23 protein-coding genes are annotated in these 20,393 nt (G+C 71.3%); 17 read left to right on the forward strand and 6 right to left on the reverse strand.

The genetic code is table 11. The features are described 5' to 3' along the window. The first annotated feature begins 61 nt into the window (after positions 1 to 61). The 7 genes from ABZ459_RS05605 to ABZ459_RS05635 all read left to right on the forward strand — a co-directional run bounded on the left by ABZ459_RS05605 (position 62) and on the right by ABZ459_RS05635 (position 4,966). A complete protein-coding gene (locus ABZ459_RS05605) occupies positions 62 to 265 on the forward strand; it encodes a helix-turn-helix domain-containing protein (RefSeq protein ID WP_026214222.1) in 204 nt (67 codons plus the stop codon). A gap of 175 nt (positions 266 to 440) precedes the next feature. Further along, positions 441 to 539, forward strand: coding sequence for an AURKAIP1/COX24 domain-containing protein (locus ABZ459_RS05610; RefSeq protein ID WP_018654693.1), 99 nt, complete (start codon positions 441 to 443; stop codon positions 537 to 539). Between the two features lie 22 nt (positions 540 to 561). Further along, a complete protein-coding gene (locus tag ABZ459_RS05615; RefSeq protein WP_357966275.1) occupies positions 562 to 1,557 on the forward strand; it encodes an NAD-dependent epimerase/dehydratase family protein in 996 nt (331 codons plus the stop codon). Positions 1,558 to 1,583: 26 nt separating this feature from the next. Further along, positions 1,584 to 2,453: a lysophospholipid acyltransferase family protein gene (locus ABZ459_RS05620; protein ID WP_357967439.1), complete on the forward strand. Its 870-nt coding sequence runs from the start codon at positions 1,584 to 1,586 to the stop codon at positions 2,451 to 2,453. Positions 2,454 to 2,524: 71 nt separating this feature from the next. Then, positions 2,525 to 3,310 (forward strand): SDR family NAD(P)-dependent oxidoreductase, encoded by a 786-nt coding sequence (locus ABZ459_RS05625; RefSeq protein ID WP_357966277.1) that lies wholly within the window; start codon positions 2,525 to 2,527, stop codon positions 3,308 to 3,310. A gap of 58 nt (positions 3,311 to 3,368) precedes the next feature. Further along, the gene (locus tag ABZ459_RS05630) at positions 3,369 to 3,950 is read left to right on the forward strand and encodes a sigma-70 family RNA polymerase sigma factor (RefSeq protein ID WP_357966280.1); all 582 of its coding nucleotides are present in this window, start codon (positions 3,369 to 3,371) and stop codon (positions 3,948 to 3,950) included. A gap of 2 nt (positions 3,951 to 3,952) precedes the next feature. Continuing rightward, the gene (locus tag ABZ459_RS05635) at positions 3,953 to 4,966 is read left to right on the forward strand and encodes an LCP family protein (RefSeq protein ID WP_357966282.1); all 1,014 of its coding nucleotides are present in this window, start codon (positions 3,953 to 3,955) and stop codon (positions 4,964 to 4,966) included. An 83-nt stretch (positions 4,967 to 5,049) separates the two neighbouring features. Here the strand turns inward: ABZ459_RS05635 and ABZ459_RS05640 are convergent, their stop codons facing one another. From ABZ459_RS05640 to ABZ459_RS05650, 3 genes are read right to left on the reverse strand one after another with little or no spacing between them, the layout of a single operon-like run. Continuing rightward, on the reverse strand, positions 5,050 to 5,919 hold the full coding sequence (locus ABZ459_RS05640) for an HAD-IB family hydrolase (protein WP_357966284.1): 870 nt from the start codon (positions 5,917 to 5,919) through the stop codon (positions 5,050 to 5,052). A 22-nt stretch (positions 5,920 to 5,941) separates the two neighbouring features. Further along, positions 5,942 to 6,592, reverse strand: coding sequence for a DUF5667 domain-containing protein (locus tag ABZ459_RS05645; RefSeq protein ID WP_357966286.1), 651 nt, complete (start codon positions 6,590 to 6,592; stop codon positions 5,942 to 5,944). A 60-nt stretch (positions 6,593 to 6,652) separates the two neighbouring features. After that, positions 6,653 to 7,216: a sigma-70 family RNA polymerase sigma factor gene (locus ABZ459_RS05650; protein ID WP_357966288.1), complete on the reverse strand. Its 564-nt coding sequence runs from the start codon at positions 7,214 to 7,216 to the stop codon at positions 6,653 to 6,655. Positions 7,217 to 7,504: 288 nt separating this feature from the next. On the opposite strand from ABZ459_RS05650, the gene ABZ459_RS05655 reads away from it, so the two are divergent. Continuing rightward, positions 7,505 to 8,905 carry an antibiotic biosynthesis monooxygenase gene (locus tag ABZ459_RS05655; protein WP_357966291.1) on the forward strand — a complete coding sequence of 467 codons (1,401 nt, stop codon included), beginning with the start codon at positions 7,505 to 7,507 and terminating at the stop codon, positions 8,903 to 8,905. On the opposite strand, the gene ABZ459_RS05660 is transcribed toward ABZ459_RS05655, so the two are convergent. Further along, on the reverse strand, positions 8,902 to 9,135 hold the full coding sequence (locus ABZ459_RS05660; RefSeq protein WP_352322537.1) for a glutaredoxin family protein: 234 nt from the start codon (positions 9,133 to 9,135) through the stop codon (positions 8,902 to 8,904). The genes ABZ459_RS05655 and ABZ459_RS05660 overlap by 4 nt on opposite strands. Before the next feature lie 113 nt (positions 9,136 to 9,248). Between ABZ459_RS05660 and ABZ459_RS05665 the strand changes: the two genes are divergently transcribed. The 7 genes from ABZ459_RS05665 to hemL all read left to right on the forward strand — a co-directional run bounded on the left by ABZ459_RS05665 (position 9,249) and on the right by hemL (position 16,698). Then, complete coding sequence (locus ABZ459_RS05665; protein WP_357966294.1) at positions 9,249 to 9,926, forward strand: redox-sensing transcriptional repressor Rex; 678 nt, start codon at positions 9,249 to 9,251, stop codon at positions 9,924 to 9,926. Further along, a complete protein-coding gene (locus tag ABZ459_RS05670; RefSeq protein WP_357966297.1) occupies positions 9,923 to 11,179 on the forward strand; it encodes a glutamyl-tRNA reductase in 1,257 nt (418 codons plus the stop codon). Before ABZ459_RS05665 ends, ABZ459_RS05670 begins: the two co-directional genes overlap by 4 nt. Then, positions 11,176 to 12,081, forward strand: coding sequence for a hydroxymethylbilane synthase (hemC, locus tag ABZ459_RS05675; protein WP_357966299.1), 906 nt, complete (start codon positions 11,176 to 11,178; stop codon positions 12,079 to 12,081). The genes ABZ459_RS05670 and hemC overlap by 4 nt, the downstream gene beginning before the upstream one ends. A 35-nt stretch (positions 12,082 to 12,116) precedes the next feature. Continuing rightward, a complete protein-coding gene (locus ABZ459_RS05680) occupies positions 12,117 to 13,622 on the forward strand; it encodes a bifunctional uroporphyrinogen-III C-methyltransferase/uroporphyrinogen-III synthase (RefSeq protein WP_357966302.1) in 1,506 nt (501 codons plus the stop codon). Then, positions 13,619 to 14,602 carry a porphobilinogen synthase gene (hemB, locus tag ABZ459_RS05685; protein ID WP_357966304.1) on the forward strand — a complete coding sequence of 328 codons (984 nt, stop codon included), beginning with the start codon at positions 13,619 to 13,621 and terminating at the stop codon, positions 14,600 to 14,602. Before ABZ459_RS05680 ends, hemB begins: the two co-directional genes overlap by 4 nt. A gap of 128 nt (positions 14,603 to 14,730) precedes the next feature. After that, positions 14,731 to 15,360 (forward strand): bifunctional DNA primase/polymerase, encoded by a 630-nt coding sequence (locus tag ABZ459_RS05690; protein WP_357966306.1) that lies wholly within the window; start codon positions 14,731 to 14,733, stop codon positions 15,358 to 15,360. Between the two features lie 48 nt (positions 15,361 to 15,408). Further along, positions 15,409 to 16,698 (forward strand): glutamate-1-semialdehyde 2,1-aminomutase, encoded by a 1,290-nt coding sequence (gene hemL, locus ABZ459_RS05695; protein ID WP_357966308.1) that lies wholly within the window; start codon positions 15,409 to 15,411, stop codon positions 16,696 to 16,698. Here the strand turns inward: hemL and ABZ459_RS05700 are convergent. Next, positions 16,640 to 17,539 carry an EamA family transporter gene (locus tag ABZ459_RS05700; protein ID WP_357966310.1) on the reverse strand — a complete coding sequence of 300 codons (900 nt, stop codon included), beginning with the start codon at positions 17,537 to 17,539 and terminating at the stop codon, positions 16,640 to 16,642. The two genes, hemL and ABZ459_RS05700, sit on opposite strands and share 59 nt — an antisense overlap. Before the next feature lie 183 nt (positions 17,540 to 17,722). Here ABZ459_RS05700 and ABZ459_RS05705 point away from each other — a divergent pair, with 183 nt between their 5' ends. Further along, entirely contained in the window at positions 17,723 to 18,643 is a 921-nt protein-coding gene (locus ABZ459_RS05705; protein ID WP_357966312.1) for a LysR family transcriptional regulator, read from the forward strand. Here the strand turns inward: ABZ459_RS05705 and ABZ459_RS05710 are convergent. Beyond that, positions 18,636 to 19,496: a DMT family transporter gene (locus tag ABZ459_RS05710; protein WP_357966315.1), complete on the reverse strand. Its 861-nt coding sequence runs from the start codon at positions 19,494 to 19,496 to the stop codon at positions 18,636 to 18,638. The two genes, ABZ459_RS05705 and ABZ459_RS05710, sit on opposite strands and share 8 nt — an antisense overlap. Before the next feature lie 241 nt (positions 19,497 to 19,737). On the opposite strand from ABZ459_RS05710, the gene ABZ459_RS05715 reads away from it, so the two are divergent. Beyond that, positions 19,738 to 20,376, forward strand: coding sequence for a histidine phosphatase family protein (locus ABZ459_RS05715; RefSeq protein WP_357966317.1), 639 nt, complete (start codon positions 19,738 to 19,740; stop codon positions 20,374 to 20,376). Positions 20,377 to 20,393 lie beyond the last annotated feature (17 nt).

Below are 20,393 nucleotides of genomic sequence, written 5' to 3' on the forward strand. Positions count from 1 at the left end.
ACGTGCGTGAGCAATGGCACCAGTGGGGATAACCCGGAAACACGTGCGGAAGAGGCGTCCGATGGGTGCAGGCGAAAGACCTCTCAGCGAGGTGAAGTTCCTGACCGTGGCTGAAGTCGCGACGGTCATGAGGGTGTCCAAGATGACGGTGTACCGGCTCGTCCACTCAGGTGAGCTGCCGGCCATCCGAGTTGGCCGGTCGTTCAGAGTGCCCGAGCAGGCGGTCCACGACTATCTGCGGGAGGCCTACATCGAGGCAGGTTGAAGTAGCGGCGCGCCCGAACGCGCCGTGAATTCGGTCGCGGGAGAAGCCCGGCCTGCGCACCACGAGGCCGGGCTCTCACCCCCCAAGGGGCGATCTACCTCGGATCGCCGGTAGTCTGTGACCCGGTGTGCGCTCGCACATCGATTCAGACTTGCTATCAGTACCTGGGGGTCCCGTGGGCTCTGTGATCAAGAAGCGCCGCAAGCGGATGGCCAAGAAGAAGCACCGCAAGCTGCTCAAGAAGACGCGCATCCAGCGGCGTAACAAGAAGTAACCGACGCAGCTGCGAGGCGCTGATGACCCACACCGTGCTTGTCACCGGGGTCTCGCGCCACATAGGCGCCCGGGTGGCGAGCGTCCTCGCGGCTGACCCGGAGATCAGCCGCGTCATCGGAGTGGACACCGTGCCGCCCCCCTCGCTGACGCGGGACGGCGGCATCACTCTGGGCCGGACGGAGTTCGTCCGGGTCGATCTGCGCAGCCCCGACATCGCTGAGGTGATCGCGGCCGCGGACATCGACACCGTTGTGCACATGAGCCTGGTCAGCGCCCCGTCCAAGGGCGATGGCAGGGCTGCCATGAAGGAGCACAACGTCATAGGCACCATGCAACTGCTCGGTGCCTGCCAGCGGTCGTCGACCGTGCGGCGCGTGGTGGTGCGCTCCACCACCGCCGTCTACGGCTCGTCCCCGCGCGATCCGGCGGTGTTCACCGAGGACCTGGAGCCGCACGTCGGTCCGGTCCACGGCTACGCCAAGGACGCGGCGGAGGTCGAGGGCTACGTGCGCGGTTTCGCGCGCCGCCGCCCCGACGTGACGGTGTCGCTGCTGCGCTTCGCCAACTTCATGGGTCCGGGCGTCGACTCGCCGCTCACCCGTTACTTCAGCCAGCCCTTCGTGCCGACGGTGTTCGGCTTCGACCCGCGGTTGCAGTTCGTCCACGAGGACGACGCGGTCGAGGTGTTGCGCAGGATGGCGAACGAAGACCACCCCGGCACGTTCAACGTGGCCGGGGCAGGCGTGTTGCTGCTGTCGCAGTGCGCGCGCCGGGCCGGGCGGGCGTCGCTGCCGCTGTTCGCGCCCGTCTTCCGCACGCTCGGCAACACCGTGCGCAGGCTCGGCCTCGTCGAGTACTCGCCCGAGCAGCTGCGGCTGATGAGCTACGGCCGGGCGGTCGACACCGCCAGGCTGGAGGCCGAGCTGGGCTGGCGGCCCAAGTACACCACCGCGGCGGCCTTCGACGACTTCGTGCGTTCACGGGGTATGCATCCGTTCGGAGGTGTGCGTCCGTGAGCGTGCCGCACGAGGAGGAGGGCCGGGTGATCCCGATCAGCGCCGCGCCGTCCTTCGAGGAGCCCGACCCGCTGGCCCGGCTGCTGGCGTTCGTCCGCCGACGCATCACCGGCGAGTACGAGGTCGACGAGTTCGGCTACGACCCCGAGCTGACCGACAAGGTGCTCCTCGAACTGATCAGACCGCTCTACCACCGCTGGTTCAGGGTCGAGACGGCCGAGCTGAAGAACGTGCCCGCCGAGGGCGGTGCGCTGGTGGTGGCCAACCACTCCGGCACGCTGCCGATCGACGCGCTCATGATGCAGGTCGCCCTGCACGACGAGGCGGGCCGGGCCGTCCGCCTGCTCGGGGCCGACCTGGTCTACCAGCTCCCGCTGCTCGGTCACCTGTCCCGCAAGACCGGCCACACGCTGGCCTGCCCCGAGGACGCCGACCGGCTGCTGCGCAAGGGCGAGCTGGTCGGCGTGTTCCCCGAGGGCTTCAAGGGCGTCGGCAAGCCGTTCTCCGAGCGCTACAAGCTGCAGCGGTTCGGCCGGGGCGGGTTCGTGGCCTCGGCGATCCGCGCGGGCGTGCCGATCGTGCCCACGGCCATCGTGGGGGCCGAGGAGATCTATCCGAAGATCGGCGACCTGAAGTTCCTGGCCCGCATCCTCGGCGTCCCCTACCTGCCGATCACGCCGTTCTTCCCACTGCTCGGGCCGCTCGGGCTGGTGCCGCTGCCGTCCAAGTGGATGATCGAGTTCGGCGAGCCGATCCGCACCGACGAGTACGAGCCCGCCGCGGCCGACGACCCGATGCTGGTGTTCAACCTGACCGACCACGTGCGCGAGGTCATCCAGCAGATGCTCAACGAGTTGCGGCTGCGCAGGGGGCCGGCCTTCCCGCCGTTCCTGTGAAGGGTGCAACCGGTCGCGCCCGGCCGGTGTTCTGCGGGTGTAGTCACTGACACCCGAGAGGAACCTCTTCGATGGATCTCCAGCTTTCCGGCCGTGTGGCCGTCGTCACCGGCGCGTCCAAGGGCATCGGCCTGGTCGTCGCGCGCACCCTGGCGGAGGAGGGCGCGCACGTCGTGGCCGCCTCGCGGACCGCGCCCGACGCCAAGGTGACGCACGTCGCGGTGGACCTGATGGACCCGCAGGCGCCCGCCCGGGTGATCGCCCGAGCCGTCGAGGAGTTCGGCGGGGTGGACATCCTGGTCAACAACGCCGGCGGGCCGCCCCCCGGCGTGACGCTGCCCCGGATCGGGTTCATGGCGCCGGGCGACGACGACTGGCAGGCCATGTTCGAGTTCAACCTGTTCGCGGCCGTACGCATGATCCGCGCGGCCGTGCCCCTCATGGTGGAGCGCGGCGGCGGCTCGATCGTGAACATCTCCTCCGGCTCGGCCCGCCAGCCCGGGGCCATGAACGTGGACTACGGCGCGGCCAAGGCCGCCATGAACCACGTGAGCAAGGCCGTCTCGGAGGAGTACGGCCCGCAGGGCGTCCGGGTGAACACGATCTCGCCCGGCCCGGTGCTCACCGACTGGTGGACCAAGGACGGCGGCGCCGCCGACGTCATCGCCGGGATGGCCGGGGCGTCGAAGGAGGACGTCATCGCCCAGGTCGCCCCCGGCATGATGAAGCTGGCCACCGGACGCCTGGTGAGCCCGCAGGAGATCGCCGACATGGTCGCCCTGCTGGTCTCGCCGCGCTCGGGCAGCACGACCGGCGCCGACATCGCCGTGGACGGCGGGTTCCTCAAGGAGATCTGAACCCTCCTGGCGGGTTGTGGCAAGACATCCGTGACCGATTCTCCACAGAAAGGCGGAGATGATCACGCAACCCGCCACCAGGGGGGCGGACTCGGAGCTCGTGAGCGCCTCCCTGACCGAGCCGGAGGCGTTCGCCGAGCTGTTCGACCGCTACTCCGCCATGCTCTACCGGTACGTCTCCAAACGCCTCGGCCCTGAGCCGGCCGAGGACCTCGTCGGCGAGACGTTCCTCGTCGCGTTCTCCCGCCGCAAGAGCTACGACCTGTCCTACCCCGACGCCAGGCCGTGGCTCTTCGGCATCCTCACCAAGCTCATCTCCCGCCACCACCGCAAGGAGGGGGCGCGGTACCGGGCGTTCCTGCGGTCCCCCCTCGACCAGGACGTGGAGTCGCCCGCCGACCGCGTCGCCGCGGGGGTAACGGCGCAGGCCGCCCGTCCCCGCCTGGCGGGGGCGCTGGCCGCGCTGCCCGCCAAGGACCGGGACGTCCTGCTGCTGATCGCCTGGGGTGACCTCACCTACGAAGAGGTCGCCCAGGCGCTCGGCATCCCGATCGGAACCGTTCGCTCCCGCCTCAACAGGGGCAGGCGGAAGGTGCGGGCCGCGCTCGGCGACACCAACCCCATGCTGGAGGAGGAGTGACCATGGACGACCTGCGGATGCTCCGCGACCTCGGCGGGGAACTGGAGCACGAGCCGCCCCCGACGCTCGTCCGCCAGCGCGACCGCCTGCTGCGGGAGCGCCCGCGGCGCAGGTGGAACGCCTACTGGACGGCCGGCCTGGTCGCCGTGGGCACGGCCGCGGCCGTCGCGGTGCCGACCATGCTGGTCAACGGCAACACCGTGGCCGCCCCGCCGGCGGGCGCGCGGCCGGTCGACATGACCGGCGCCCGCAACATCCTGGTGATCGGCTCCGACACGCGCGGCGGGCCGGGCAACGCCAAGTACGGGCCCGCCACGGCCAGGATGCCCGACAAGGGCGGCAGGCGCTCCGACACCATCCTGCTCGTGCACGTGCCCGCCGACCGCGGCCAGGCCGTCGGGGTCAGCGTGCCGCGCGACTCGATCGTGCAGATCCCGTCGTGCGGGTCCGACCCGGCGCGGAAGGACATGATCAACTCGGCGTACAACACCGGGGGAGCGGACTGCCTGAGCAAGACGCTGGAGAAGCTGACCGGCGTCCGGGTGGACCACACGGTCGAGGTCGACTTCACCGGCTTCAAGGGCATGGTGGACGCGCTCGGCGGCGTGCAGATCACGCTCAGGTCGCCCGTGGACGACAAGGCGTCGAAACTGAAACTGCCCGCCGGCAAAGTCACGCTCGACGGCGAGAGCGCCCTCGGCTACGCCCGCCTGCGCCGCTACGGCGACGGCTCGGACGTCCAGCGGATCAAGCGGCAGCAGATCCTGCTGCTGGCGATGCTGAAGAAGGCGAGGAGCGCGGCCGCCGACCCGGCCCGGCTGAGCGGCTTCCTCGGCGAAGTGCGCAAGTCGATCAGGACGGACCTGAGCCTGGAGGCCATGGTCGAGCTGGCCAGAGCCACGTCCGCGACGCGGGTGTCGTTCGTCACCGTGCCATGGAAACCGGCCCAGAACGACCCCAACCGGATCGAGTGGCGGCAGCCGGAGGCCCGGAAGTTGTTCGAGCGCCTGCGATGACCGGCGCCGGCGTGCGCCCGGCCGTGGACGTCAAGGAGCCGTCCACGTCGCCGGGCCACGCCGTCGTCCTCGTCCGCGGGCGGCTACTGGGAGCGGTAGTGCTTGCGCAGGGCGATGCCCGCCGCGACGCCGCCCGCGATCGCGCCGACCCCGGCCGCGATCGGCAGCGCGGTCATGGTGGCCTTGCGGCCGGTACGGAAGTCTTTGACCGGCCAGTCGTGCTTCCTGGCGTGTTCGCGCAGCTCGCTGTCGGGGTTGATCGCCACCGCGCTGCCGACCAGCGACAACATCGGCAGGTCGTTGGCCGAGTCGCTGTAGGCCGTGCAGCGGGTCAGGTCGAGCCCTTCGCGGCGGGCCAGCGCGCGCACCGCCTCCGCCTTGGCCGGGCCGTGCAGCAGGTCGCCCACCAGATGGCCGGTGTAGACGCCGCCGGCGGTCTCGGCGACCGTGCCGAGCGCGCCGGTGAGGCCGAGCCGCTGGGCGATGACCCGGGCCAGCTCGACGGGCGTGGCCGTGACGAGCCAGACCCGCTGGCCGGCGTCGAGGTGGCTCTGCGCGAGCGCGCGGGTGCCGCCCCAGATGCGGTCGGCCATGACCTCGTCGTAGATCTCCTCGCCGAGCCGGACGACGTCGTCGACCTTGGCGCCCGCGACGAAGGCGAGCGCGGTCTCCCGGGCGACCGCGATGTGCTCGGGGTTCTCGTTGCCGCGCAGCCGGAACACGGCCTGGCCGACGGCGAACTTCAGCAGATCGGATGTGGTGAACATGCCGCGCGTGGCCAGCCCGCGGGCGAAGTGGTAGATGGACGCGCCGCGCATCATGGTGTTGTCGACGTCGAAGAAGGCCGCCGCCTCCAGGTCGGGCTCGACCGGCTCGGCCGGCGCGACGGTGACCGCCGCCCGCGCCGCGGCCTCGCCGGCGGCCTCGGCCCCAACCTCGTGTCGTCGTCGCATTAGCCGCCACATGCGGTTCAGCTTACCTAGCCGGTGCCACGAGCCCTTCGATGTAGTCGAGGTAGCCGGCGGCCTGTCCCTTCTGTGCCTCGGTGAGGTGGTCAAGCATCGGTTCGACCGTTTCCCGCTGCTTCTGGGCGAATTTCTTGATCTTGGACGAACGGGGCTGCGTACGCGTCAGCCGGCTGATCCCGGAGCGGGTGGAGTCCTCCATGTCCTTGAGCGTCTGGCCGACCAGCGGGCTGTCGGTGGACGAGCCGAGCAGGCTGGCGACCTCCTTGGCGCGGGTCTCGGCCGAGGCCAGCTCGCGCTCGCCGCGTTGGGCGTCGTCGGTGCTCAGGTGCACCAGGGTGCTCTCCGCGGCCCTCTTGAGCGGGTAGAGCGTGTCGCCAGGGACCGCCTGGTACGTGGCGAAGGACGCCACCATCATGGCCCCCGCCAGACCCAACGTGGCGACCTGGGACAGCAGCGGACGGCGACGGCGGCGTACGGGCGGGACGGCCGGGGCCGGCGCGAGCTCCTCGTCGGGCGCCGACAGCAGCAGGCGGCCGGAGACCAGGTCCGCGCGCAGCCGCTCGCGGAAGGCCGGCTCGGGCCCGCCGCCCAGAGACGGGCCGTGCAGCTCCGTGAGACGCTCGATGACGAGCTCCCGCCGCCTGCGCGCCCTACTCATGACAGCTCCCTGAGGGATCCAGCCGTGACAACTGGCCTAACGAGGTGCGGGTGGGAGAGGTTACGCCAGGTCGTGCTTGAGTGCCCTGGCGAGCGTTCGAATGGCCCGAAACTGCAGCGCTTTGATCGCTCCACTCTTCTTCCCCATGATCAACGCGGTTTCCGCGAGCGAGAGGCCGTGCAGGAAGCGCAGCACCACGCATTCCTGCTGGTCGGGATTGAGATCGCGGACGGCGCGCAGCACCCGGTCGTTCATGATGGCCGTGACCACCGCGTTCTCCGGGATGTGCGCGCCTTCGAGCGGCACGTCGATCAGCTCTCCCGTCGGGATCTCCAGTCGGTAGCGGCCGGACTTGAAGTGGTCGGCCACCAAATTCCTGGCGATGGTGACGAGCCAGGCGCCGAAGTCCCGGCCCTGCCAGGTGAAGTCGCCGATCCTGCGCAGCGCGCGCAGGAAGGTCTCGCTGGTCAGGTCCTCGGCGAGCTGGTGGGAGCCGACCCGGAAGTAGATGTAGCGGTAGACGAGGTCCACATAGCGGTCGTAGAGCGTGCCAAAGGAGTCCGTGCATCCGTTCTTGGCGTGCAGCACCAGCGTACGGATGTCGTCGGGCACTTCTTCGCGCACGCCAAGCTCGCCCGTCCGGGCAGGTCCAGCGACCGCTGGAGCAAGCAGCCCGGCGAACGGCCACGAATCAGGCATCCGGTATCCCTAGGGGTAAGGGGTGCGGCGTGCTCGAATACTCTAGAAATCAACTGGAAATTCCACAATCCGCGCCTGCTGGGCTGGCTACGAGTAATCGCCCTATACCGTATAGGCGCATACCCCACAGCCTGCGGCGAAGCCCCTCATGGAGCGCCTGTTTCCTCTTCGGCTACCGGCCGGGAGGCATCGTCCGGCAGCATTGGAGTCACCATGGAGATCCTCGTTGCTGTCATAGCCCTTGCCGGTGCGCTCCTCGCCGCCGTCGCGACAGGCGCCCTGATCAGGCGGCTGCGCGACGAGCCCGAGGGGTGGTTGATCGCCTGGACCGTTGCAGCCGGCGCCCTGTGCCTGTCGCTGGCCGCGATCGGCGTCGGTCACGTCCTGGGGTTCGGATCGGTCACCTTCCGCCTCTACCAGGTGACCGGGTCGCTGCTGGCGCCGCTCTGGCTGGCCGTGGGCCTGATCCAGCTGCTGTCCGACAAGGTGCCACCGAGGTTCCTGGCCTGGCTGTTCGGCATCGCGCTCACCGTCGTCTCCGTCGCGATCCTGACCTTCGACCCGCTCAGGTCCACCGACCTGGGCAAGGCGCTGCCGACCGGCGCGGCCACGTGGGGGCTCATCCCCGACTACCTGCTCGCCGGCGTGCACACGATCGACGTGCTCGTCCTGCTGGCGTGCGTGGTGGTGGCCGCGCTCAAGTGGCGCGGCGGCGACGAGTACGACACCGACAACCTCCACGCGGTCCTGGTCATCGCGCCGTCGAGCATCGCCCTGGTGGGCGCCATGCGGTTCGCGGTGCCGCCGCTGTTCACCACCGCGCTGCTCGCGGTGGGCGCGGCGGCGATCTGGTACACCGTGCTGCGCCCGCTGGCGCCGTACGAGGACGACGAGGACGACCTGGAGGCGCCGCACGACGAGGTGGAGCGCCGGCCGGGCCGCAGGGTCGCGCCCGAGCCCGTGCCCATGCCCGTTCCCGTGCCGGCCGCCGAGCCGCCTCCCGTGGCGCCCCCGCGCCGCTCGCCCGGCCTGGGCGACCTGGTGGCCGAGTACCGGGCGGGCGACCAGCAGGTCGACTACGCCGCCCGGATGGGGGCCGCGCCCGAGTCGGGCCCCGCGACCGGCTACATCATGAACGGCTCCCCGCCCCCGCGCATGGACACCTCCCCGCGCATGGACGCCCAGCCCTCCCGGCCCGACTACTCGATGCCCGGCACCGGCGTGGCCTACCCCGGCGCCGAGCTGTTCACCCCGTCGCAGCCCCAGCAGGCGGGTGGCAGGCCCTCGCCCAGCATCTACGGCCTGCTCACCGTCTTCACGATCATGGACGGCGCCGGCGACGCGTTCGACCGCCTGGCCGAGGCCACCGTCGAGGCCGTGCGCCGCGGCGAGCCCGACACGCTCGTCTACGCCTGCCACGCCGTCAAGTCGGCCCCCCTGCAGCGCATCGTCTACGAGCTCTACCGCGACGAGGTCGCCTACCGCGACCACCAGCGCCAGCCGCACGTCGAGCGTTTCCTCAACGAGCGTCAGGCGATGGTCCTGGCCACCAACGTCATCGAGCTCAACGTCAACGCCGCGAAGGTGGTGCCGCTGCCCACCGTCATGTTCTAGGCCAGGGCGGCGCGCAGGCGGGCCTCGTCGACCCGCCAGAAGTCGTGCTGCACGCCGTCGATCAGCGTCACCGGGATCATCTCCCAGTACTTCTCCCTGAGCTCCTCGGAGGAGTCGATGCTGACCTCCTCCCACGGCACGCCCAGCTCGCCGGCCACCCTGGCGATGACCGCGCGGGCGTCGTCACAGAGGTGGCAGCCGGGTTTGCCGAGCAAGGTGATGCGATGCATGTCCCCAACCGTAGCGCCCCTACTTTGTGCATCGGTTCACAAAGGGATTAACCTGAAAGACGGTTCTAATCCGTTCAGCGGTCCCCACCGCCCGTTCCCTGGAGCTCCGGCACGTGAAGAGCCCGTCCCAGTCCCGTGACCGCGGCATCCCCGAGGCGACGGTCGCCAGGCTTCCGTTGTACCTCCGGGCGCTGCACGGGATGGCGGAGCGCGGCATCGCGACCGTGAGCTCGGAGGACCTGGCCGTGGCCGCGGGCGTGAACTCGGCCAAGCTCCGCAAGGACCTCTCGCACCTCGGCTCATACGGCACCCGCGGCGTAGGCTACGAGGTGGAGTACCTCGTCTACCAGATCTCCCGCGAACTCGGCCTCACCCAGGACTGGGCGGTCGCGATCGTCGGGGTCGGCAACCTCGGCCGCGCCCTGGCGAACTACGGCGGCTTCGTCTCCAGAGGCTTCCGCGTGGCCGCGCTCTTCGACGCCGACCCCGAAGTCGTGGGCGACACCATCGCGGGGTTGAATGTGGAGCACATCGACGAACTGGAAGCCGTCATCAAGCGGCGTGGAGTCTCGATCGTGGTACTGGCGACACCGGCGGCAGCGGCGCAGGAAGTGTGCGACCGTGTTGTCGCCGTGGGCGTGACCAGCATCCTGAACTTCGCCCCAGTCGTTCTCACCGTTCCGGACACCGTCGACGTCCGGAAGGTCGACCTATCAATCGAACTGCAGATTCTCGCGTTCCACGAGCAACGCAAGGCTGGGGGGCCACTCATGGCGGTGGACGGTCAATGAGTGTTCTGGCGATCGGACTCAGCCATCGGACCGCTCCGGTGGCTCTTCTGGAACGCGTCTCGGTGACCGGCGACGCGCTGGTCAAGCTGCTGCACGACGTGCAGCAGGACACCAGCGTCGCGGAGGCCATGGTGATCTCGACCTGCAACAGGGTCGAGATCTACGTCACGGTCGACCGCTTCCACGCCGCGGTCACCTCGATCAGCGGGCTGCTGGCCGTTCACTCCGGGGTGCCGGCCGACGAGCTGACCCCGCATCTCTACGTGCACTACGAGGAGCGGGCCGTCGAGCACCTGTTCTCGATGGTGTGCGGCCTCGACTCCATGGCCGTCGGCGAGGGCCAGATCCTGGGCCAGGTCCGCCAGGCGCTCAAGCTCGCCCAGAAGCACGGCACGGTCGGCGCGACCCTCAACGAGCTGACGCAGCAGGCGCTGCGCGTCGGCAAGCGCGCCCACACCGACACCGGCATCGACCAGGCGGGCCCCTCGCTGGTCTCGGCGGGCCTCGCGCTCGCCGGCGACCTGGCCGGGCGGCGGGCGCTGGTGGTGGGCGCGGGCTCGATGAGCTCGCTGGCCGCCGTCACGCTGCAGCGCGCCGGGGTCACCGACATCGTCGTGGCCAACCGCACGTACGAGCGGGGCGCGCGGCTGGCCGAGTCGGTCGGCGGCCGGGCCGTCGCGTTCGCGGCCGTGCGCGAGGAGCTGGCGGGCGCCGACGTCGTCATCACCTGCACCGGCGCCGGGCGGCACGTCATCACCCCCGACATGCTGACCAGGGGCGTGTTCCTGCTCGACCTGGCGCTGCCGCACGACATCGACCCGGCCGTGCGCGAGGTGCCCGGCGTCACGCTGGTCGACCTGGAGACGATCCAGGAGTCCGGCATCGGCTCGCGCGGCGGCGACGCCGTCGAGTCCGTGCGCGCGCTCGTGGCCGAGGAGCTGAACGCCTACCTCGACGCCGCCCGCGCCGCCCGCGTCACCCCGACCGTGGTGGCGCTGCGCAGCAAGGCGGCGGGCGTGGTGGAGTCCGAGCTGGGCCGCCTGATGATGCGCATGCCCGATCTCGACGACAAGGCCAGGGACGAAGTCGCCATGACCGTGCAGAGGGTCGTTGACAAACTGCTTCACGAGCCGACTGTGCGTGTCAAGCAGCTCGCCGCCGGTCCAGGGGGCGATCATTATGCGGAAGCCCTGCGTGAATTGTTCAATCTCGATCCGAAGATGCCCGCGGCCGTGAGGGAGGTGGAGCTGTGAACCTGCGGTTGGGGACCCGCCGCAGCATGCTGGCGACCACGCAGTCCCAGATGGTGGCCGACGCCCTCACCGGGCGCACCGGGCACCGGGTCGAGCTGGTGGGCGTGACGACCTTCGGCGACGTGACCAAGGCGCACCTGGCGCAGCTCGGCGGCACCGGCGTGTTCGTCAGCGCGTTGCGCGACAAGCTGGTCGAGGGCGAGATCGACTTCGCCGTCCACTCGCTGAAGGACCTGCCGACCAAGCAGGACCCGCGCTTCACGCTGGCCGCGCTCCCCGAGCGCCACGACCACCGCGACGCGCTGGTCGGCTCGCACAAGTTCGCCGACCTGCCCGCCGGGGCCAGGGTCGGCACGGGCTCGCCGCGCCGCGTCGCCATGCTGAGCGCGCTCCGTCCCGACCTGGAGTACGTCCCGATCCGCGGCAACGCCGACACGCGCATCGGCAAGATCGCCGCGGGCGAGCTCGACGCCGTCGTGCTGGCCAGCGCCGGGCTCACCAGGCTCGGCCGCGGCGGCGAGATCGCGCAGATCTTCGAGGTCGAGGAGCTGCTGCCCGCGCCCGGTCAGGGCGCGCTCGCCGTGGAGTGCCTGGCCCCGCGCACCGACCTGATCGAGACCCTGTCCGTGCTCGACGACCCGCGCACGCGCAGCGCGGTGACCGCCGAACGCGCCGTGCTGTCCGCCCTGGAAGCAGGCTGCGCCGCCCCCGTGGGTGCTTTCGCGGCCGATGACGGGCACACTCTGAACCTGACCGCCGTGGTCGTCTCCATCGACGGCCGCGAAGCGGTCCGCAAGTCCGCCGCCGGCTCTCCTTCGGAGGCTGCACAGCTGGGCCGCCTCCTGGCGGCCGAGATGATCGCCGAAGGGGCCGACAGATTGATGGGGGAGCAATCCCATTGAGCTCCGATAGTCCAACCTCCGGTTTCGTCGCCTTCGTGGGGGCGGGTCCCGGTGACCCCAACCTGCTGACGCTCCGCGCCGCCGAACTTCTCGGCAAGGCGGACGCCGTCGTGCTCGACGACGAGCAGTTCGGCCCGCTGCTCAAGCACTGCCGCCAGGGCGTCGAGGTCGCCGAGGGCGACTACGTCCAGCGGGCCAAGGCCGGGCAGCTCGTGGTGCGCCTGTGCGCGGGCGACCCCATGTTGTTCTCCTCGATCGACGACGAGGTCGCGGCCTGCGTGGCGGCGGAGGTGGACTTCGAGATCGTGCCCGGCGTGCCGCCCGCGACCGCGGTGCTCACCTACGCCGGCATCCCGGCGGCCACGGCCGTGCCCGAGTTCCGCGTCGTCGACGCCGCTCAGGAGCAGGACTGGTCGTCCCACGCCGCCACCCGCGGCACGCTGGTGATCTACAACGGCATCACCGAGGCCGTCGCCATCGGCAAGGCGCTGATCGCCGGCGGCAAGCCCGACACCACGCCGGTCGCCGTCAGCAGCGGCGGCACCACCACCGAGCAGTACACCGTCGTGTCCTCGCTCGGCCGGCTGCAGGCCGACCTCAAGCACGCCGGGTTCACCGAGCCCGCGCTGATCGTGGTCGGCGAGGCCGTCGGGCAGCGCGAGCGGCTGTCGTGGTTCGAGACCAAGCCGCTGTTCGGGTGGCGGGTGCTGGTGCCGCGTACGAAGGAGCAGTCCCGCAGCCTGTCCGAGCAGCTCGTGGCCTACGGCGCGGTGCCCGAGGAGGTGCCGACCATCTCGGTCGAGCCGCCGCGCACGCCGCAGCAGATGGACCGCGCGATCAAGGGCCTGGTCACCGGCCGCTACGAGTGGGTGGCCTTCACCAGCGCCAACGCCGTCAAGGCGGTGCGCGAGAAGTTCGAGGAGTACGGGCTCGACGCGCGGGCCTTCGCCGGGCTCAAGGTGGCCGCCGTGGGCGAGGCCACCTCGCGGGCCCTGGTCGAGTTCGGCGTCAAGCCCGACCTGCTGCCCTCGGGTGAGCAGTCCTCCGAAGGGCTGGTGGCCGAGTGGCCGCCCTACGACTCGATGCTCGACCCGATCAACCGGGTGCTGCTGCCCCGGGCCGACATCTCGACCGACACGCTGGTGGCCGGGCTCACCGAGCTGGGCTGGGAGTGCGACGACGTGACGGCGTACCGGACGGTGCGCGCCGCGCCGCCGCCCGCGCCCATCCGCGAGGCGATCAAGGGCGGCGGCTTCGACGCCGTGCTGTTCACCTCGTCCTCCACCGTGCGCAACCTGGTCGGCATCGCGGGCAAGCCGCACAACGTCACCGTGATCGCGGTGATCGGGCCGCAGACGGCCAAGACGGCCGAGGAGTTCGGGCTCCGGGTCGACGTCATGTCCGACAAGCCATCCGCATCAGCCCTGGCCGCAGCGCTGGCCGAGTTCGGTGCCAAGCAGCGCCAGGCGGCCGTGGCCGCGGGTGACAGCCCCCGCAGGCCCTCCCAGAACCGCCGTGGCGCCAGGAGGAGAGCCAAGTGAGCGCCCAGTTCCCCGTCGCACGTCCCCGGCGTCTGCGCCGCAGCCAGGCGCTGCGCCGGATGGTGTCGGGCACGCGGCTGCACGCCGCGGACCTGATCCTGCCGATGTTCGTCAAGGAGGGCATCGACGCGCCGCAGCCGGTGTCGTCCATGCCGGGCGTGTTCCAGCACACCCGCGACTCGCTGCGCAAGGCCGCGCACGACGCGGCCGAGGCGGGCGTGGGCGGCCTGATCCTGTTCGGCATCCCCGCGGTCAAGGACGCGATCGGGTCGGCGGCCGACGACCCCGACGGCATCCTCCAGGTCGCGCTGCGCGAGGTGACCGCCGAGGTCGGCGACGCCCTCGTGGTCATGGCCGACACCTGCCTCGACGAGTTCACCGACCACGGCCACTGCGGGATCCTGACCCCGTCCGGCGAGGTGGACAACGACGCCACGCTCGAGCGTTACGCCTCCATCGCGCTGGCCCAGGCCGCCGCCGGCTCCCAGATGATCGCGCCGAGCGGCATGATGGACGGCCAGGTCGGCGCCATCCGCGCCGCGCTCGACGGGGCCGGCCACGCCGACGTCCCGATCCTGTCCTACTCCGTCAAGTACGCCTCCGCCTTCTTCGGCCCGTTCCGTGAGGCCGCCGAGTGCGCGCCGCAGTTCGGCGACCGCAGCACCCACCAGCAGGACCCGGCCGGTCCGCTGGAGGAGGCGCTGCGCGAGGTCAGGCTCGACCTGGCGGAGGGCGCCGACGCCGTCATGGTCAAGCCGGCACTGGCCTACCTCGATGTCATCACCCGGGTGCGCGACGCGGTCGACGTGCCGGTGGCGGCCTACCAGGTGAGCGGCGAGTACGCGATGGTCGAGGCGGCCGCGGCCAACGGCTGGATCGACCGCGACCGGACGATCATGGAGTCGCTGGTCGCCATCAAGCGCGCCGGCGCCGACATGATCCTCACGTACTGGGCGACGGAAGTGGCGCGACGGCTCTAACCAAGGGGTTTCCCGTCAACTCCTGAGGCGTGTGCGTTAGAGTGCGATGACAAGTGCTGGTGTGTCCCGCGGTGTGCGAACGGCCCGGAGCCGGGACCTCCTCAGGCGCTGACTCGACGGGAGACACCATGGTGGGGGTACCACTGGCTCGGCGTACCAGAAAGCGGTCGCGGCCGACACGCATCGATTCCGTGCTGGAGTACGCGTCCCTGGGCTGGCCCGTCGTGCCGGGTGCCTTTCCGCTGCGGCACGGTCCGCGCGCGTGTTCGTGCGACCGCGTCGGCTGTCCCGATCCCGGCGCCCATCCGCTCTCGCCCGCCTGGCACATGCAGGCCACGACGGACACGACGCTGCTGACCCGCTGGTGGGAGAGCGAGCCGGAGGCCAACGTGATCCTGCCCACAGGGCGCGTGTTCGACGTGTTCGACGTACCGCTCGCCTCCGGCCTGTCGGCCCTCACCAGGATCGACGCCGCCGGAGCCCACCCAGGCCCGGTCGCCGCTCAAGGCGACCGGGTCTTGTTTTATGTGGCCACCCGCGGCAACCCCGAGGACGAGGACGAGTGGTGGTCCTGCCAGCTCGACTGCGACCCGGCCACCATCGACGACACGCCGGGCCTGCGCTGGCACTGCCGCGACAGCTACGTGGTCGCGCCGCCCTCCACGCTGCCCTCGGGCCAGCCGGTCTCCTGGCTCCGGCCCCCGGACGGCCGTCCGCTGCCCGACCCGCTGCGCATCCTGGAATGGCTCGCCGACTGAGCACGCCCCGCGGCGGGGGCACGGGCCTGCGGGACTAACCTGGGTCGGGTGAGCCGTACACAGAACTCCGAAGATCTTTTCACCCGCGCCAGGGAAGTGGTGCCCGGCGGCGTCAACTCGCCTGTGCGCGCGTTCGGCGCGGTGGGCGGCACGCCGCGTTTCATGGCCTCGGGCCAGGGCCCGTACATCACCGACGTCGACGGCAACCGCTACGTCGACCTGGTCTGCTCCTGGGGCCCGATGATCCTCGGCCACCGGCATCCCGCGGTCGTCGAGGCCGTCTCCGGCGCGATCGCCCACGGCTTCTCCTACGGCACCGCCACGCCGGGCGAGGTCGAGCTGGCCGAGGAGATCGTCTCCAGGATGGCGCCGGTCGAGAAGGTGCGCCTGGTCAGCTCCGGCACCGAGGCGACGATGAGCGCGGTGCGCCTGGCGCGCGGCTTCACCGGGCGGTCCAAGGTGATCAAGTTCGCCGGCTGCTACCACGGGCACGTCGACGCCCTGCTGGCCTCGGCCGGGTCGGGGGTGGTGACGTTCGGGCTGCCGGACACGCCCGGGGTGACCGGGGCGTCGGCGGCCGACACGATCGTGCTGCCGTACAACGACGTCCAGGCGGTGGAGGAGGCGTTCGCGGCCGCCGAGGTGGCCTGCGTGATCACCGAGGCGTGCCCGGCGAACATGGGCGTCGTCCCGCCGCGCGACGGGTTCAACGCCCGGCTGCGCGAGCTGTGCACGGCCAACGGCGCGCTGCTCATCGTCGACGAGGTGCTGACCGGCTTCCGCGTCTCGTCCGCCGGCTGGTACGGCCTCGACCCGGTCGACGCCGACCTGATGACGTTCGGCAAGGTCATGGGCGGCGGCCTGCCCGCGGCGGCGTTCGGCGGCCGGGCCGACGTGATGGCCTTCCTGGCTCCGGAGGGCCCGGTCTACCAGGCGGGCACGCTGTCCGGCAATCCGCTGGCGTGCGCCGCCGGCCTGGCGACCCTGCGCGCCCTCGACGCCGACGCCTACGCGCGCATCGACGCCGCCGCGCTCGCGGTGGGCGACGCGGCGGCCGAGGCGCTGGCGAAGGCGGGCGTGCCCCACCGGTTGCAGCGTGCCGGCAGCCTGTTCTCGATCTTCTTCGCCGAGGGCGAGGTGAGCAACTTCGACCAGGCCAGGGCCCAGAACACGGCGGCCTTCACCGCGTTCTTCCACGCGATGCTCGACCAGGGCGTCTACCTGCCGCCGTCGGCGTACGAGGCGTGGTTCCTGTCGGCCTCGCACGACGACGAGGCGCTCAACCGGATCGCCGAGGCCCTGCCGGCAGCGGCGAAGGCGGCCGCGGCGGTTCTGTGACCCGGCGCGGCCTGGTGCCGGCGTACAGCACGCCGGCGACGATGAGGGCCGCGGCCAGGAGTTCGGTCCAGGAGAGTGGCTCGCCGGCCACCAGCGCGGCCGACGACATGCCGAACACCGGCACCAGCAGCGTGTACGGCGCCACGGTCGAGGCGTCGTACCGGCGCAGCAGCCAGCCCCACACGCCGAACCCGCCGAGCGTCGAGACGAAGGCCACGTAGGCCAGCGACAACCAGCCCTCGGCGGGGGCGGTCAGCACGGGCGGCCCCTCGACCAGCAGCGACAGCAGCAGGAGGGGCGGCGCCGAGAAGGCGCTCACCCAGACCATGAACCGCAGCGAGTCCGGCGGCGCGGCCCTGCGCTGCACCACGTTGCCGAGCCCCCAGGCCGCGGCGGCGGCCACGCACAGGGCGAAGGCGCCCAGCGGGCCGGACACCCCGAAGTCGAACGCGACCAGGGCCAGGCCGCCGAAGGCGACCGCCAGGCCGAGGACGCGGCGGGCGGTGAGCCGCTCGCCGAGCAGCGTCACCGCGAACAGCACGGTGAACAACGCCTGCATCTGCAGGACGAGAGAGGTCAGCCCGGCCGGCATGCCCGCTCGCATGCCCACCAGCAACAGGCCGAACTGACCCACTCCGAGAGTGGCCGCCACCCCGGCGACCCAGCGCCACGGGACTCCCGGCCGCCCCGCGAGCAGCAGGGCGGGGAACGCCGCCAGGGTGAACCTGATCCCCGCGTACAGCAGGGGAGGGAAGTGCTTCAGGCCGACCTGCATGACGACGAAGTTGAAGCCCCACACGGCCGCGAGGCCGACGGCGAGGGCGAGGTGGCGGGGGCTCACGCAGAGCGGGTCTTCTGGTACCTGTTGCGCTGCTCGCGAGCCTGCTCGGCGAGGACCTTCAGGTACGAGGTGGAACGGGTCTCGGGCTTCCTGCTCTTAATGATTCGCATGCATATATTTTCATCTGCTTCAGATACAAGGACAAGCGAGACTTTCTACGCTAAACCCTTTAGTCTGGCTTACATGTTGGACCTGAACCGGCTCAAGGCACTTCACGCCGTGCACGTGTACGGGTCGGTCGGCGCGGCGGCCGACGCGCTCATGGTCACGCCGTCGGCCGTCAGCCAGCAGATCGCCAAGCTGGAGCGGGAGACGGGCGCCCGGCTCATGGAGCGCAGCGGCCGGGGCGTGCGGCTGACCGACGCCGCCGGCCTGCTCGCCGAGCACGCCGAGCGCATCCTGGCCCTGGTCGAGACCGCGGAGGCGGACTTCGAGGCGCTGCGCGGCGAGGTCGTCGGCCGGCTCGGCATCGCCGCCTTCGCCACCGCGACCCGCGGCCTGATGCCGGGCGCGCTCGTGCAGCTCAAGAGGCACCACCCCGACCTGCACGTGCAGCTCTACGAGCGTGAGCCCGAGCGGGTGCTGCGCGAGGTGGCCAGGGGCGAGCTGGACCTGGGCGTGATGCAGGACTGGCTCAACCGGCCCATCGCCATGCCCGAGGGCCTGTCCAGGGCCACGCTGCTCGACGACGTGGCCGACGTCGCCATCCCCGCCGACCATCCGCTGGCCGAGCGCAGGGAGGTGGGGCTGGCCGAGCTGCACGGCGAGCGGTGGATCAGCTCCTCGCCCGGCACCGTCTGCCACGACTGGCTGGTCTTCACGCTGCGCAACGCCTCGCTGGAGCCGGAGATCGCGTGCATGGCCGACGAGTACCCCACCCAGCTCGCGCTGGTCGCCGCCGGGCTCGGCTGCGCGATCGTGCCGCGCCTGGGCCGCGACTGCGTGCCCGACGGCGTGCGGCTGGTCCCGATCATGCCGCGGCAGACGCGCCGCATCTACGCGGTGTGGCGCACCGACGCGGCCCGCCGGCCCGCGATCAGGGCCACGGTCGAGGCCCTGATCAGCGTCAGCCGCGAACAGGAGAACGCCTGGGCGGTCAGCTGAGCGCGATCGCCACCACGCCGCCGAGGATCACGCCGGCCGCCAGCAGCCGCCGCCGCAGGTCGCCCTCGGCCAGCAGCCGCCCGCCGAGCAGCACCGCGATCAGCACGCTCACCTCTCGTGCCGGCGCCACCACGCTCACCGGCGCCATCGTGAACGCGATCAGGACCAGCAGGTACGACAGGAAGATCAGGAACGCCGCCCCCACGATCCGCGACCGGTGCTCCCGCCACACCTGCCCGACCATCCGCCGCCTGCCCCCGGCGACGAACGGCGTCAGCGCCAGCGCCCGCCCGACCTCCCCGAGGTAGTTGAGCATGATCGGCGCCACCGCGAACGCGCTGACCACCTGCGAGTCCCACACCGTGTACCCGGCGATGAACAGCCCCACGACCAGCCCCGACACCAGCCCCCGCAGGTCGCCCCGCCCGGCCGCCCCGCCGCTCATCATGAACACCCCGACCCCGACGAGCGCGATCCCGGCCACGCCGGCCGGCGCCGGGTGCTCGTCCAGGAACAACACGGCGACCAGGCTGGCCAGCATCGGCCCCGTCCCGCGGGCGACGGGGTAGACCAGCGACAGGTCGCCCGCGCCGTAGCCGCGCTGGAGCAGCACGAAGTACCCCAGGTGCAGGGCCGTGCTGCCGCAGATCACCGCCAGGTCGCCCCACGACAGCCGGGCGCCCGTGACCAGCAGGAACCCGGCGAACAGCGGGCTCCACACCACCGTGGCCACGACCCCGACCAGCCAGAGGAAGACGATGCCGTCGGCCTGGGACGCCTTCTTGCTCAGCAGGTTCCAGGTGGCGTGCGCGACGGCGGCGACGAGAATGAGGACCAGCGCCCAAGGGCTCATCCGGGCGACTCCTTCCAGGGGTGACGGAGAGGAGCCTCCAGGCTTTTGTCCCGTCAGCTGTACGGCCCGGCGGGCCGCGGCGCCGCTCGGACCTGTCTTCCGGCCCTGGCTGTGTGACGGGGGAGGCGGACCGGACGCGGAACCCTAGGCGCAGTCGTCCCGACCATACCCCCGCGCGAAATGCCGGACCAGGCAGCCCCTGACTATGACCGGCATCGAAACGGATAGGCTGTGGCACACCATGGCTGAAACCACCGTCGTCCACCTTTTGCGCCACGGTGAGGTGCACAATCCCGGCGGCATCCTGTACGGCAGGCTGCCCGGCTACCACCTGTCCGACACCGGCAGGCTCATGGCCGAGACGGTCGCCAAGGCCGTCGGCGGCCGCGACATCGTCGCCGTCCACAGCTCGCCGCTCGAACGCGCGCTGGAGACCGCGGCCCCGCTCGCCGACAAGCTCGGCCTCGACGTGACCAAGGACGACCGCCTGCTCGAAGCGGCGAACATGTTGCAGGGTCGTCCGGTCGGCCAGGGGCTGGCCATCCTTCGCAACCCGCGCAACTACCGCTATTTCTGGAACCCGCTGCGCCCGTCGTGGGGCGAGGCGTACCCGGCGATCGTGGCGCGCATGAAGTCGGCCGTCGACGACGCCAGGGCGGCCGCCCGCGGGCACGAGGCCGTGCTGGTCAGCCACCAGCTCCCGATCTGGACGATCAGGATGGCCGCCGAGGGCCGCCGGCTCTGGCACGACCCGCGCCGTCGGCAGTGCGCGCTGGCCAGCCTCACCACGTTCACCTTCGAGGGCGACCGCCTGGTCAGCGTCGGCTACAGCGAGCCGGCCGGGTCGCTCAGTTCGGGGCCGTCGATACCAGGGGCCTGATGTCGGGGCCATGTCTG

Source organism: Nonomuraea sp. NPDC005692 (genome assembly GCF_040631115.1).
GTDB lineage: Bacteria > Actinomycetota > Actinomycetes > Streptosporangiales > Streptosporangiaceae > Nonomuraea.

What these genes read in the sequence shown, in the direction of transcription:
- ABZ459_RS05615 (WP_357966275.1), top strand. Translation starts at nt 562, where the DNA reads ATGACCCACACCGTGCTTGTCACCGGGGTCTCGCGCCACATAGGCGCC.
- ABZ459_RS05635 (WP_357966282.1), top strand. Translation starts at nt 3,953, where the DNA reads ATGGACGACCTGCGGATGCTCCGCGACCTCGGCGGGGAACTGGAGCAC.
- ABZ459_RS05605 (WP_026214222.1), top strand. Translation starts at nt 62, where the DNA reads ATGGGTGCAGGCGAAAGACCTCTCAGCGAGGTGAAGTTCCTGACCGTG.
- ABZ459_RS05710 (WP_357966315.1), bottom strand. Translation starts at nt 19,496, where the DNA reads ATGAGCCCTTGGGCGCTGGTCCTCATTCTCGTCGCCGCCGTCGCGCAC.
- ABZ459_RS05715 (WP_357966317.1), top strand. Translation starts at nt 19,738, where the DNA reads ATGGCTGAAACCACCGTCGTCCACCTTTTGCGCCACGGTGAGGTGCAC.
- ABZ459_RS05630 (WP_357966280.1), top strand. Translation starts at nt 3,369, where the DNA reads ATGATCACGCAACCCGCCACCAGGGGGGCGGACTCGGAGCTCGTGAGC.
- ABZ459_RS05640 (WP_357966284.1), bottom strand. Translation starts at nt 5,919, where the DNA reads ATGCGACGACGACACGAGGTTGGGGCCGAGGCCGCCGGCGAGGCCGCG.
- ABZ459_RS05705 (WP_357966312.1), top strand. Translation starts at nt 17,723, where the DNA reads ATGTTGGACCTGAACCGGCTCAAGGCACTTCACGCCGTGCACGTGTAC.
- ABZ459_RS05645 (WP_357966286.1), bottom strand. Translation starts at nt 6,592, where the DNA reads ATGAGTAGGGCGCGCAGGCGGCGGGAGCTCGTCATCGAGCGTCTCACG.
- ABZ459_RS05625 (WP_357966277.1), top strand. Translation starts at nt 2,525, where the DNA reads ATGGATCTCCAGCTTTCCGGCCGTGTGGCCGTCGTCACCGGCGCGTCC.
- ABZ459_RS05660 (WP_352322537.1), bottom strand. Translation starts at nt 9,135, where the DNA reads ATGCATCGCATCACCTTGCTCGGCAAACCCGGCTGCCACCTCTGTGAC.
- ABZ459_RS05655 (WP_357966291.1), top strand. Translation starts at nt 7,505, where the DNA reads ATGGAGATCCTCGTTGCTGTCATAGCCCTTGCCGGTGCGCTCCTCGCC.
- ABZ459_RS05690 (WP_357966306.1), top strand. Translation starts at nt 14,731, where the DNA reads ATGGTGGGGGTACCACTGGCTCGGCGTACCAGAAAGCGGTCGCGGCCG.
- ABZ459_RS05670 (WP_357966297.1), top strand. Translation starts at nt 9,923, where the DNA reads ATGAGTGTTCTGGCGATCGGACTCAGCCATCGGACCGCTCCGGTGGCT.